The organism is Mesorhizobium sp. (assembly GCF_965229135.1).
In the GTDB taxonomy this organism is placed as follows: Bacteria; Pseudomonadota; Alphaproteobacteria; order Rhizobiales; family Rhizobiaceae; genus Mesorhizobium.
Genome location: NZ_OZ245860.1, coordinates 3,008,532 through 3,022,051 on the forward strand (window position 1 = coordinate 3,008,532; position 13,520 = coordinate 3,022,051).

Genomic DNA, 13,520 nt, shown 5'->3' on the forward strand with positions numbered 1-13,520 from the left:
CGGGATGAGCGGCGTGGCCGGAATTCTGCTTAGGCAAGGCGGCGAGCCCGCGGCCGCCGCGGCGGGTATCCAGCAGATGTTGGCGCGCATGCAACACCGCGCCCGGGACGGAAGCTCGTGGTGGATGGATACCCCCGTCGCGCTTGGCCATGCATGGTTCAACACCACGGATGAGTCCGGTCCAGGGCCACTGACGATGGCCGGCGGCAAGCTTGCCGTCACGGCGGACTGCCGGCTGGACAACCGGGACGAATTGCTGGCGCGGCTGGGTATCCGGGACAAATCGGTTGCCGATGCCTTGCTCTTGATGCGGGCCTATCTGCGCTGGGGCGAGGCCTGCCCGGTGCACCTGCAGGGCGATTTCGCCTTCGCCATATGGGACAGCGAACGGCAGGCGCTGTTTTGCGCGCGCGATCACTTCGGGGTCAAACCCTTCTACTACCACGCAAGCGAGCAGCGCTTCGTCTTTGCGTCGGAGGCCGGACCGCTCCTCGGCCTCGACGGTATCGGCACGCGCATCAGCGAGCATCAGATTTCCGGGTTCCTGGCCGGCCTTCCCGATGACCCGCAGTCAACACACTATGCCGACATATTCCGCTTGCCGGCGCGCCATACGCTGACCGTGACGGCGCGGCAGGTGATGCTGCGCCGCTACTGGCAGATCGAGCCGTCATCGCGGCCAATCCGGTCGGACGCGGCCGAGGAATTCGCCCATATTTTTTCCGAATCGGTTCGAAACCGGATGCGGGGCACGCCGGCCGTTGGGGCGATGTTGAGCGGCGGCCTCGATTCCTCGTCGATATCCTGCGTGGCCGGCATGCAAAATGCCGCCGAACGCAAGCCAAGGCTGCCGACCTTCTCGCTGATCTTCGAGAAAGGATCGCCAATGGACGAACGCCCCTTCATCGATGCGGTGCTGGAACAACAACAGGTCGACGGCACGCTGATTCCGGTCGGCAACTATCGACCATTTTCCGAGTTCGAACAGATTCTGGAGGAGCAGGAAGGAACCTTCCTTGCGCCGGGCCTCACGCTGACCCGCGACATCTACAGGACGGCGGGCGCCAAGGGTATCAAGGTGCTCCTGGATGGACATGGCGGCGACGAAGTCGTCTCGCAGGGGCACGGCCATCTGCACGAGCTCGCCAATGCCGGCAGATGGATCGACCTGTGGCGCGAGATGCGGGGCGCCTCCAGCACCTATGGCGACGGCATGCTGGGCATGTACTTCCAGTTCCTGACCATTTACGGGCCGGCCTGGCGCATCGCAAAGCTCAGGAGCGTGGCAAACCGTGTTCTGAAGCGGATAATCAAGCCGGCGCGAGCATCGCGCGGCGCCAGCTGGTACGGCCTGATCAATCCGGACCTTGCAGGGCGGACCGACCTTGTCGACCGCTTTCACAGGGCCGGCTACATGCCGCCGGGTGTGAGCGCCAGCGAGGCCCTCACTCACCGCTGGATCCTCTCGAACGGCTACGTCCCGCATTCCTTCGAGGTTCTCGACAAGGCAGCGGCCAATTTCGGCGTCGAGGCCCGCTACCCGTTCTGGGACAAGCCGCTGGTCGAGTTCTGCCTGGCATTGCCGGGGGAAGAAAAGCTGAACCGAGGTTTTGGCCGTTATGTGCTGCGCCGCGCCATGGAAGGCATCCTGCCGACAGCGGTTCAATGGCGGCGCGACAAGATCGACTTCACCTCCAATCTCGTCAACGGCATGCTCCGCAACCACCGCGACCTTCTGGAGCGTGTAATGGTCGCCGATGCCGACCGTATCGCGCCCTATGTGAACCTTCCCGCGGTGACGGCGGCTTACGCACGGCTCGTGCGCCAGCCGGAACAGGCCGCACCGCTGGATGTCCAATATGTCTGGCGTTCCGTGTCGCTCTCCCTTTGGTTGCGACAGATTCAACTTCGCGGGAGCCATGCATGATGCCCAGGAACGCGACATTTGCATCCTATCCGGAATTTACCAGCTCGTATCCGCAAGGCGGCGCGGTGCGGGAACGCCGCTTCTACAGGGCCTATGGACTGACCATCGCTTCCGATATCAGCTTGCCGGAACTTGAGCCGACCGCGCCGGCGGCGGCCGACGTGCTCATCAATGTCGGCCCCATCGACCTGCCCAAGCCCTCGCCCGAACTTGGAACCGATTTCCGCTTCGAGCCCGACCGGCAGTATCTGGCGTGGCAGGCGGTTGGCGCCTTCCTGATCAGCGATGCCTGCCGCATCGACGTGGAGCCTGCGCCCGGCATCGACGATGCATTGATCGCGTTTCCGCTGCTGGGACCGGTAATGGCGCTACTGCTGCACCAGCGCGGCCTGCTCATCCTTCACGCCAGCGCCATAGCCGTCGGCCGCAAGAGCGTGATCTTCATGGGCGACAAGGGCGCCGGCAAATCGACTACCGCGGGCGCAATGATCCGAGCCGGCCATCAATTGCTCACGGACGATGTCGTCGCGCTCGACATGAGGCGTTCCGGCGAAGCGATGATCGTTCCGGGTTTCCCGCAGTTGAAGTTGGCCGCCGATGCCGCCGCCGCCATCGCCCTCGACGACGTCGAGGTGCGCCCGCGGGTGCATCCCGCAATCGACAAGGCGCAGCACCGCCTGCTTGGCGGCTTTTCGCAAGAGAGCATCCCGGCAAGCAGGATTTATGTCCTCGAGCGGGGAGAAAAGGCGGCGGTCTCGCCGCTGGCTGGAATCGCCGCGCTGCCCGCGATCATCAAATTCTCCTATGTGACGCGCTTCGGGCGGCCCGCGTTGGTCGGCGACGCCGCCGCGCTGCATCTTGGGCACTGCGCGGGGCTGGCCAACGATGTCGGAGTGTGCCGCCTCGAAGTGCCAACAGGGCTCGACAGGATCGAAGAGGCCGTGGACCTCATCGAGAGGGACCTGGCGGCAGAGGGCGTGCGGCGCTCCAACCATTCCCGGTGAAAAGCATGTCCGGATTACCAGCCATTCGCCTGTCGCTGTTTCGTGAGATCGCCGGATTCGGCGCCACAATGGCCCGGATCGGCGGCAGGCGAACCTGGACGACGTTGATCTTCCTGGTCCTTGGCAGCCTGACCGAGGGTATCTCGATCCTTCTTCTCATCCCGTTGCTGCAACTGGTCGGGCATTCCGACCAGAACTACGCAATCAGATTGCCGGACCAGGAATTCATCCGCTGGCTGGTGCCTGATGGAACGCTGCAGCTGACGACCGTGCTGTGCGCGCTTGTCGGGCTGATCACGCTGCAGGCGGCTTTCAACCGCTTCAAGTCCGTCTACATGGCCGGCCTCCTCTATGACTTCATCAATCGCCTGCGTATCAACCTGTTCGAGAGCATCGGAAAGGCGCGATGGGGCATATTCACCCGGCTGCGCGGTTCCGACCTCGACCACGCGCTGACCGGCGACATCGACCGTGTCCAGGCGGCGGCCTTCGCCCTTCTGATGCTGGTCCAGATCGCCGTGCTCCTGGCCGGATACCTTGTGGTGTCGCTGTTCATCTCTCCGGTGATGACGGTGTTCGCCGTGGTGATCGGCATCCTGATGTTTGCGGCGCTTCAGCCGTTCCGCACCCGCGCCACCGCCTTTGGCCGGGTTCTCACCGCCAATCGGCAGGATCAGTACCGTACGGTCTCGGAGTTCCTCGGCGGCATCAAGGTGGCGAAAAGCCTGAACGTCGAGGCCAGCTATTTCGCGCAGTTGCAGTCGATCCTCGACAGGATGAAGACCGACAACATCAACTACGTGCGCAACTCGACGATCGGCACCGCATTGTTCCAGGTGGCGAGTGTCGTGGGCTTGAGCCTGTTCATCTACGTCGCGCTGGTTCGCTACAATCTGTCGCTTGCCGAGATCGTGGTGCTGCTCCTGGTGTTCATGCGCATCGCGCCGCGCTTCATGGATCTGCAGACACAAGCCCAGCAGGTGCTGATCAATCTCCCCGCCTATACGTCGATGCGCGGCATGCAGACGCGCTTCGACGCCGAGCGCGAACCGGCCAGTTCCGGCTTTGAAGAACCCGGAAAGCTCTCGCTCGAGACAGGGCTCAACATTCGCAATGTGTTCTTTGGCTATGGCGACGCCACCGGCAAGGCGGTTGTCAGCGACATCACCTTCGGCCTTCCGGCCGGCAAGGTCACCGCCCTCATCGGGCCTTCCGGGTCGGGCAAGAGCACGATCGCCGACATGCTGCTCGGGCTGCTCGAACCAACGGCAGGCAAGATCCTCGCCGACGGCATCGAAATCACGACCGCCAATCGGAGGCGTTGGCGCGATCAGGTGGCGTATGTGCCCCAGGATGTGTTTCTTCTGCATGATACGATCGCCGCAAACCTTCGCCTTGCGGCGCCCCAGGCGACCGATGACGATTTATGGGCGGCACTTCGATCCGCGCAGGCCGGCGACTTCATTGAGAAGCTGGAGCATCGGCTCGATACGGTGGTCGGAGATCGCGGCGTGCGCCTGTCCGGCGGCGAGCGTCAGCGCATCGCCCTGGCGCGGGCGTTGCTGCGCAAGCCGTCCCTGCTGATCCTTGATGAAGCCACCAGCGCGCTGGACTGGCAGAACCAGTCGCTGATCGCCAGGTCGATCGACGGACTGCGCGGTTCGATGACGATCCTGACCATCGCGCATCGGCCGTCGATGATCGCCTTTGCCGACTGGGTGGTGGCGATGGACAATGGCCGCGTGGTGGAGGTCGGCCAATATCAGAGACTGAAGGAAAAACCGGAAAGCCGGCTGTCCCGGATGCTGTCGGGCGAACAGTCGGAGAGGGAGCCGGCCGACGCCGCGTGAGGCCGGCGGATATCGAACTGATGGTTGGGACTTAGTGAAGGCTTCTGCGGGCGCCGAGCTTGTCGCCGTCGGCGGCCTCGGTCGAGTTCAGCTTTCTTTCGGCATCGCGAACCTTGTCGGCCGGGGTCGGAGCGCTTCTGGCAATCATCACATAGACGACCACAAAGTAGCCGACCTGGATGACGACGGCGCAGACGACAACGCGAACGAATGTCGTGAGCACCGAGGCCCCGCCCAGATAGGACCACGCGACCACGATCGCGAGCGCGAAGATCATGCCGATGATGAATTTTGGCAGCGACATACCCATAGCCCATCTACCGGCTCGGGTTAAAATAAAGAGATTGCCCTACCCCGAGCGCCTACCCTTGTGATGCGGGCTTGTTAAAGTCGCCCGCTTTCGGCTGGTTGCTTCCAGCCTTTCCGACCTGTCGACATGCTGACAGAAACTCTTTGCAACTCTATTAAGGCGGGCAATAGGCGGCAAGGGCAACCGCACATATTTTTGAACCGGCTTTGGCGGTGGACTCAGGCATGTTGCAATGCACGCGTTGGCATCGTGGCCATTTTTTCAGAAATCGTCTCATTTCAGTACAATATGCAATATTGAGTAGCATTTTATACGAATACACCTACGGACCGCATTATTCTAAAGCACTCGTATGTTCTGCTTTTCAGATTAGAGGATGGCCTGCCCCATATTTGCTCCAAATAAGCCCTGAATTTTTCCTCTGTGCCCGTCAATTGTCATAATTTTGCTAAATAATCCGATTTTTGGGCAGGATCAGCTTATTTTTTAGCCACCCCCTGACGAGACTATTTCAGCCGAATGGGAAAAAGTGTGTTGCGCTGCAGCATTTTTTTGATACCGTGCCGTAAACCATTCGTTCAACGCATGGAGTTTCGGCATGAGGGACGTTGCGAAGTCAGCCACAGCGGGCTTTCCGCAAGCTGACATTGATTTTCCGCCACCGATCGGCGGCCTGCTCAAGCGCAGCTTTGATATTGCCGGGTCACTGGCTGGATTGATTGCACTCAGCCCGCTGTTTGTGATGATCGCACTGCTCGTCAAATTTTCCGATGGCGGATCCATTTTCTACGGTCATAGGCGAATAGGTCGGGGCGGCCGGGTCTTCCCTTGCCTCAAGTTCCGCACCATGGTCCCGGACGGCGAAAGGGTACTGGCGGCCTACCTCGCCGCCAATCCGGAAGCGAACGCCGAGTGGATATCGACCCGCAAGCTGAAGAACGACCCGCGCGTCACGCGTGTTGGGGCGGTGCTGCGCAAGCTTTCCCTCGATGAGCTGCCGCAGATCATCAACATCCTGCAGGGTGACATGAGCCTTGTCGGACCGCGTCCGGTCGTGCGTGACGAGCTTGAGATCTATGGCAGCGCCGCGGTCTACTACCTGAAATCGCGCCCTGGGCTCACCGGGCTATGGCAGGTCAGCGGACGCAACGACGTCTCCTATGACAGCCGGGTGGCCTTCGATCGTCATTATGTCGAGAACTGGTCGATGTTCGAGGACATCCGCATCATCGTCAAGACAGTACCGGCCGTCTGGATGTCACGCGGCTGCTACTAGGCGGGCCTTCGGCTCAGGCAACTCAGAGCCGACTGCCTACACGCCAGCATTCGTCAAAGCTCATTGGGCGGGGCCAAAGCGGATTGGAAACGTTCAGTTGAAAACAGACATCCTCGACGTCCTTGGCGCCGGTCGTTTGCGGCTCGCGACCGGCTGCCTTGCCTTGGCCCTCGCATTTCCCTCAGCCGCCAGCGAATACCATCTCGGCGCGCTGGACAAGCTCAACATACGCATTGCGGAATGGCAGACGGTCGACGGCACCTTCCGCGACTGGTCTTCCGTCAACGGAGAATACACAGTCGGTCCGGCCGGAACACTTTCCGTGCCGTTCGTCGGCGAATTGTCCGCGTCTGGCAAGACCACGTCCGAGGTCGCCGCCGCAATCGGCGAGGCGCTGCAGCGAAAGCTCGCCTTGCCGGACAAGCCTGAAGCTTCCGTCGAGATGGCCGTCTACCGGCCGTTTTACATCTCGGGCGAGGTGCAGACGCCCGGGCAGTTCCCCTATGTGCCCGACCTGACCGTGCTCAAGGCGATCAGCGTCGCAGGCGGGCTGCGCCGCAGCTCGGATACCGGCCAGCGCTATGACCGCGACCTGATCAATGCCAAGGGCAATTTCGACGTCCTAGAGGACCAGCGGGTCCGTCTGATCGTCCGGCGTGCGCGCATCGAAGCGGAGATGGCCGATAAGCCGACGTTCGACGTGCCCAAGGAAGTGGCCGACAATCCGAAGCTGCCGAGCATCGTCGCCGACGAAATGGCGATCCTGGGAGCCGATCAGAAGAAGCTGAAACTGCAGCTCCAGGCCCTCGACGACCTCAAGAACCTGCTGCAGTCCGAGATCGAGTCCCTGCAGCAGAAGATCGACAACCAGCAGCGGCAGGTCGATCTCGCAAAGCAGGAACTCGCCAGCGTCGGCGCGCTGGCCCAGAAGGGGCTTGTCGCCAACACAAGGGTTCTGACATCGGAGCGATCGATCGCCGACCTGCAGGGCCAGGTCCTGGATTACGACACGGCGATCCTTACCGCCAAGCAGGCGATCAGCAAGGCCACGCAGGACGGCATCGACGCGGAAAACACCCAGAACGCCAAGCTTGCAACCGACCGGCAGCAGACGGAATCGGACCTTAACGCGACAATTCTCAAGCTGGATATGAACAAGGGCCTGATGTCCGAAGCCATGTCCGGCAGCCCCGGGTCACAGGCGGATGGCGCCAGTGACCAGCAGCCCACGATCTCCTATGCGCTGGTGCGTGTCGTGGACGGCAAGTCCAGCGAGATTGCCGCCAGCGAGGATACGCCGGTACAGCCCGGGGACGTGATCAAGGTCAAGCTGACGCCAGCAGCCAGTCAGTAGGCCGCGCGGCAACCGCCGCGTGCCAATGGTCCATCCTGCGGCGAGGTGTTAGCGGACCAATTACCCGGCCCCTCAGCCGCGCGGCCCTGGCGGCCTCGCTTGTCGCGCATCGCCCTTGAACAGGTTATGCGGACACGATCGGGCCTTCAGCCCGTCGCCATTCTCGCCTCATCCATCCTGGCCGGAGCCCATCGCGTATGGGTGACAGGCACCTTCGCGAGTTTGAAATAGCTGTAGTACATGACGAATGAGCCCATCACGTAGGGCGTCAGGATGTCGACCTCGACAAAGGACCGGATCAGAAGCAGCACCATCACGCCGGCAAGAATGACAGGCTCGGGACGCCACGGCTTGAACACCACCGCCGTTACGTGCCCCAACAGGGTGCGCAGCAATATCAGCGAGATGAGCGCCGCACCGACATACCCAAGCTCGACGAGGGTTTCGATATAGGTGTTGTGGAAGTGGAAGCCGGCGCGGGCGGTGATGAAGAATTCATTCCAGAGCCGCTCGGCCTCGGAGAAGCCCTGCACCCAGAAGGCCGCGTAACCGACGCCCAGAAGTGGCGACCGCTGGATGGCATTCCACCCCTGCTCCCACAGATATGTCCGCCCTGTCAGCGTCGAATCCTTGCCGAATATGCCGAGGACGAAATCCATGAGCCCCACATTGAGGGCCGCGACGATCGCAACGACGATCAAGCCGCCGCCGACAACGAACACAACCCTTCGGTACCGCAGCGAAAGCAGCTTGCTGGCGGCAAGAAGCACAATGAAGCCGAGCACCGCCGCTATCGATGCTATCGAGGTGGCGGAGTGCGAAGCGACCAGCAGATAGGCCGACAGAAGGGCAATGGGCGCCGTCCAGAGAAGGCCGAAGCGGTCCCGCCGGAGAAAGGCAAGGAATACGACGTAGAAATAGATGCCAAGCGAGGCGACGAAGCCGAGCTGGTTCTTGGACGCGAAGGCGCCGACAAAATTGTAGGAACCGTCAAGTGTATCCTGGGAGTAGCCTCCGACCTTGAGCGAATAAAGCAGGACGAAGAAGATCCCGATCAGGCTGCCGATCGTGAGAGTCCTGACGCTGACCGTTCGCGCAGCGATATAGGCGCAGGCAATGTGAGAGGCGTACTGGATCGCCGTCCTGGCGGTGATGCCGGGCGCCGCGGACCAGAAGATCGAGAAGCAGACATAGGCGGCAAAGGCGAGCGGCAACCAGGCGCTCGAAACGTGGCGCAGGTAGCGCCGGTAATCCACGAAAACGAGCGGCAGCCAGACCGCATAATAGGCCAGGATGACCATCTGGCCGAAAATGGTGGAGTAGGAGAACGCCCATATGGAGACAGCGACAGCAAAACCGCCATAGGCCGTGTTCTTCTCCGGGTCGATCAACAAAGATTTCGGGATCTTCATCTCGGTGTCGGATTTCCCATGTCGTTCAACGCCTGTCCTGCCGCGCAGGGACGCGGGAGGTTTCATTGTGCAGTGCAATATAGCCCATCCCCTCCCGCCTGTCACCCAAGTGACAAAAACGATCGCTGCGACCGGCATGTGGACGTCCTGGGGATTTCAGGAAAGGTGGACTGCCCCGCCAGCACTAAGCGTCCCGACATAAGCGACCGGGAGTTGTTCCCACGGTTTTTCCAGCATCGGGGAGATCCATGGCTGGGCTCCGACGCCTGCAGAGGTGGCCACCGTTCCGCCGAAACGATCCGATTGGCGCTGCAAAATTCCACTTGCGGAACGCCGCCATCCCAGCTTAGTCTCTGCCTCGCACAGAAAATGAAATTTAATTCCATTTGCGTGCCAAGCCCCACAGGCCGGTGTCGGCGCGAAGAAGATCCGACAGCAATCGACTGAGACAATATTTGATATATCATCTATCGCAACGGAACTAGCCTGCATGGTCCAACAGACATCGATCCAGCCATCGGCGCCCTGGTTGCGGCTGGATGTCGACGAGTCCGACTGGAAGGCCGCCGAGGTTTCGAGCCTCGTGCGCTGGTATCACCAGATGCTGCTGATCCGCCGGTTCGAGGAAAAGGTGCTCGACCTGGCCAATGCCGGGCTGGTGCATGGGCCGGCGCATGCCAGCATCGGACAGGAGGCGACGGCGGTCGGCGCCATGTCCGTGCTTGGCACCAGCGACCGCATCAATGGCACCCACCGCGCCCATCATCAGGTGCTGGCCAAGCTGGTCAATGCGCGGACGCCAACCGGTTTCGATCCGATCCACGACGCTTTCAGCCCGGACATGCAGGGCTCGGTGCGCGGCCTGATGGCCGAGATCATGGGCCTGAACGCAGGCTATTGCGGCGGCCGTGGCGGCTCGATGCATATGCGCGACGACGCCTCGGGCATTCCGGGCACCAGCGCCATCATCGGCGGCAACCTGCCCCATGCCGCCGGCTATGCGCTGGCCGACAAGTTGCAGGGCAACGGCAACATTTCGGTCGCCTTCTTCGGCGACGGCACGATGATGGCCGGTCCCGCCTATGAGGCGATGAACATCGCGGCTCTTTATCGGCTGCCGGTGATCTTCTTCGCCGAGAACAATTTTTATGCCGTCTCCACGCATGTCAACGAGCAGACGCGCGAGACGCGGCTGGCTTCGCGCGGCCCGATGCTGGGCTTTCGCGGCATCGAATGCGATGGCATGGATGTGGTGGCTGTTCATCACGCCATGCGCGAGGCGCGCCGGACGATCGAGGAAGAAGGCGGCCCCGTTCTGGTCGAGGCGCTCTGCTACCGTTTCCTGCACCAGAGCGGCGCACGTCCGGGCAGCGAGTTCGGCTATCGCACACGCGCCGAGGAGGATGCGTGGAAAGCGCGCGACCCGCTCGTCACGATGGCGGCACGGCTAAAGACAATGGGCATTCTCGATGCCGCCGACCTTGCCACGCTCGACCAGCGTGTCATGGAGGTCGTCAACACCGCCGCGGATTCGTTGACCGAGATGAGCGGCAACGCCCTGCGCATTCCCGACCATCTGTGGCCGAACGCCGATGAAGTCGACAACCAGATCCGGGGCGACCTGTCGGAACTGAAGAACGAGCGATTCCTCGAGATCGAGGACGTGCCTCCGGCCGAGACCAGGCCGGTCAAGTTCATGGTCGCCGCGTCCGAGGTGATCGCGCGCGCCATGGAGCAGGACCCTCGCATCATCATCATGGGCGAGGATGTGCACCGGCTGCGCGGCGGCGTCTCAGGCGCCACCAAGGGGGCGCTGGAGCGCTGGCCCGAGCGCGTGCTGGCGATGCCGATCGCCGAGAACGGTTTTGTCGGCGTGGCACTGGGGGCGGCACTCTGCGGCCTGCGTCCGATCGTCGAGATCATGTTCGGCGACTTCTGCCTGGTCGCAGCCGACCAGCTTTTCAACGCGGTCAGCAAGGTGCGCCACATGTTCGGCGGCGGTTTTCCGGTGCCGATCGTGGTGAGGGTCCGGGTCTCGCCGCATACCGGCTATGGCTCGCAGCATTCGGGCGATCCGTCCGGCCTGTTCGCGCTCTATCCGGGATGGCGCATCGTCGTGCCGACGACGGCCTTCGACTATATCGGCCTGATGAATTCAGCCCTGAAATGCGACGATCCGGTCGTCGTCATCGAACATGTCGAACTGTTTCCCAGCGAAGGTCCGGTTCCCACCGACGATCGCGACTATTGCGTACGGCTCGGCAAGGCGAAAATCGTCAGGGCGGGCAGCGCCTGCACGCTGCTCACCAGCGCCAGCATGGTTGCCGTCGCCGGGCAGGTGGTCGAGGAAACCGGCGTCGATGCCGAGATCATCGATTTGCGCAGTCTCGACCCAACCGGGCTCGACTGGCCGCTGGTTGAGGCCTCGATCCGCAAGACCAACCGCGTTGCCGTCGTCGAGCAGGTGCAGCGCGGGCTGTCGCTTGGCGGACGGCTGACACAGGAGATTCAGGACCGCGTGTTCGACTATCTCGATCACGAGATCCTGCATGTGACGGGAAGCCTCTCGGCTCCCGTCGTTTCGGCCCCGCTCAACCGGGCCGCACTGGGCGGCGCTGACAAGCTCAAGGCCGCGCTTCGATCCCTCACCGGTGTGAGCGGACAGAGCTGACATATTGCCACACGATCCGACAAGAAAATGGGAGAATGAAGAACATGACGATCCTACCAAGAACCAAGGCCCGAGCGACCCTTCTGGCGGCCGCGCTGCTGGCGACCAGCACTTTCTGGGCACCGGCCGCCTTCGCGCAGGACGAGAAGCCGCTGGTCATCGCGCGCAACATCGACCTCAACTCGCTCGACCCACACCGCGCCTTCTGCGATACCTGCCAGATCTACAATTCGAGCGTCTATGAATCGCTGCTGACGCTGGACAAGGACAACAAGCTGATCCCGCTCTTGGCCTCGAAGTGGGAAGGCAATGCCGACCAGACCAGCTTCACCTTCACGCTCGACCCCGCCGCCAAATTCTCCGACGGTTCGCCGGTCGAAGCCAAGGACGTGAAATGGTCGTGGGAGCGCCTGAAGAACCTCAAGGGCTCCTCCTCGTTCCTGATGGACAATGTCGCCTCGATCGAGACGCCTGACGCGCATACCGTCGTCGTCAAGATGGTCGCGCCGTCCTCGGAATTCCTCAACATCGCGGCGGCGCCCTACACCGCCATCGTCAACAGCAAGGTCGCTTCCGAAGCCGGCGCCAAGGCCGGAGCGGACGCCTCGACCACGGACAATGCCGAAGCCTGGTTCCTGCAGCATTCGGCGGGCAGCGCGCCTTTCGTGCTGAAGTCCTACGAGCCCAATTCGGAACTGCGCCTGGCGCGCAACGACAAGTACTGGCGCAAGGCGCCGGCGCTGAGCGAAGTCGTGATCCGCCAGACCAAGGACGCGGTGGCGCAGGCACAGATGCTGCAGAGCGGCACGGCCGACATCGCCATGCAGATCGATCCGGACACGGCCAAGACGATGACGGGCAGCGACGTCAAGATCGAGACCGTGCCGTCCTACAACTTCATCTATGTGGCGCTGTCGCCCGGCGCCAAGGCCAACAAGGTGCCTTTGACGGCGGAGGTGCGCGAGGCCATCTCGCTCGCCCTCGACCGTCCCAGCATCCTCGATTTCACTATCGGCGACCAGGGCCAGTTGATCAGCGCGCCGATCCCGATCGGTTTCCCCGGCGGCTCCGGCTTCGAGGAACAGCCCTACGATCTCGCCAAGGCGAAGGAACTGCTGGCCAAGGCCGGCCATGCCGACGGCTTCGAGATGGAAGCGGCCTTCCCCGGCATGAACGTCTACGGCGTCGACCTGTCGCTGTTGATGCAGAAGGTCCAGCAGGATCTGGCCAAGGTCAACATCAAGCTCGACCTGCAGCCGATCCCCTTCGCCAACTGGCGCGAACGCGTCAATGGCGACGGCATTCCGATGACAGCGGTGTTCTACGCGCCGGACTATTACGGCACGTCGCAGTACATCGAGTATTTCGGCATGACCAAGGGCAGCCCGTGGGCACGCCGCGCTGGCGCGGAGCGTGAGCCCTCGGTGCTCAACCCGAAGGAGACGGATCTCTACAAGGCAGCCCTGGCCGCCAGCGGAGACGAAGCCGCCAAGCTGTGGCACCAGGCAGGCGAGGAAATGATCAAGGACAGGGTCATCCTGCCGCTGGTCAGCCCGAACCTGATCCTGGCCTACAAGGCGGACGTCAAGGGCGTGCGCTACAGCGCCTGCTGCAACCTGCCGCTGGCCGAGATCAGCCACTGAACCGACAAATGACAGGGAGGCGGTTGCCGCCTCCCTGTCCCCCGTCAAGGAAGACCAGCAAATCCTGTGCTTC

General features: G+C 62.3%; 9 protein-coding genes. 7 read left to right on the forward strand and 2 right to left on the reverse strand.

Annotation, left to right across the window (positions count from 1 at the left end; translation table 11 throughout):
- The first annotated feature begins 4 nt into the window (after nucleotides 1-4).
- From ACO07C_RS14290 to ACO07C_RS14300, 3 genes are read left to right on the forward strand one after another with little or no spacing between them, the layout of a single operon-like run.
- Entirely contained in the window at nucleotides 5-1,927 is a 1,923-nt protein-coding gene (locus ACO07C_RS14290) for a lasso peptide isopeptide bond-forming cyclase (RefSeq protein ID WP_421917529.1), read from the forward strand.
- The gene (locus ACO07C_RS14295; protein WP_421914807.1) at nucleotides 1,924-2,931 is read left to right on the forward strand and encodes a serine kinase; all 1,008 of its coding nucleotides are present in this window, start codon (nucleotides 1,924-1,926) and stop codon (nucleotides 2,929-2,931) included. Before ACO07C_RS14290 ends, ACO07C_RS14295 begins: the two co-directional genes overlap by 4 nt.
- A 5-nt stretch (nucleotides 2,932-2,936) precedes the next feature.
- The gene (locus ACO07C_RS14300; protein ID WP_421914808.1) at nucleotides 2,937-4,781 is read left to right on the forward strand and encodes an ABC transporter ATP-binding protein; all 1,845 of its coding nucleotides are present in this window, start codon (nucleotides 2,937-2,939) and stop codon (nucleotides 4,779-4,781) included.
- 31 nt (nucleotides 4,782-4,812) lie between these two features.
- Here ACO07C_RS14300 and ACO07C_RS14305 read toward each other — a convergent pair whose 3' ends face one another.
- Nucleotides 4,813-5,085: an exopolysaccharide production repressor exox gene (locus ACO07C_RS14305; protein ID WP_421914809.1), complete on the reverse strand. Its 273-nt coding sequence runs from the start codon at nucleotides 5,083-5,085 to the stop codon at nucleotides 4,813-4,815.
- Between the two features lie 604 nt (nucleotides 5,086-5,689).
- Between ACO07C_RS14305 and ACO07C_RS14310 the strand changes: the two genes are divergently transcribed.
- Complete coding sequence (locus ACO07C_RS14310) at nucleotides 5,690-6,367, forward strand: sugar transferase (protein WP_421914810.1); 678 nt, start codon at nucleotides 5,690-5,692, stop codon at nucleotides 6,365-6,367.
- A 97-nt stretch (nucleotides 6,368-6,464) separates the two neighbouring features.
- The gene (locus ACO07C_RS14315) at nucleotides 6,465-7,721 is read left to right on the forward strand and encodes a polysaccharide biosynthesis/export family protein (protein WP_421914811.1); all 1,257 of its coding nucleotides are present in this window, start codon (nucleotides 6,465-6,467) and stop codon (nucleotides 7,719-7,721) included.
- A 146-nt stretch (nucleotides 7,722-7,867) separates the two neighbouring features.
- Here the strand turns inward: ACO07C_RS14315 and ACO07C_RS14320 are convergent, their stop codons facing one another.
- Entirely contained in the window at nucleotides 7,868-9,133 is a 1,266-nt protein-coding gene (locus tag ACO07C_RS14320) for an O-antigen ligase family protein (RefSeq protein ID WP_421914812.1), read from the reverse strand.
- Nucleotides 9,134-9,623: 490 nt separating this feature from the next.
- On the opposite strand from ACO07C_RS14320, the gene ACO07C_RS14325 reads away from it, so the two are divergent.
- Together ACO07C_RS14325 and ACO07C_RS14330 are read left to right on the forward strand one after the other, a co-directional pair.
- Entirely contained in the window at nucleotides 9,624-11,804 is a 2,181-nt protein-coding gene (locus ACO07C_RS14325) for an alpha-ketoacid dehydrogenase subunit alpha/beta (RefSeq protein WP_421914813.1), read from the forward strand.
- 35 nt (nucleotides 11,805-11,839) lie between these two features.
- Nucleotides 11,840-13,447, forward strand: coding sequence for an ABC transporter substrate-binding protein (locus tag ACO07C_RS14330; RefSeq protein WP_421914814.1), 1,608 nt, complete (start codon nucleotides 11,840-11,842; stop codon nucleotides 13,445-13,447).
- The last annotated feature ends 73 nt before the right edge of the window (nucleotides 13,448-13,520 follow it).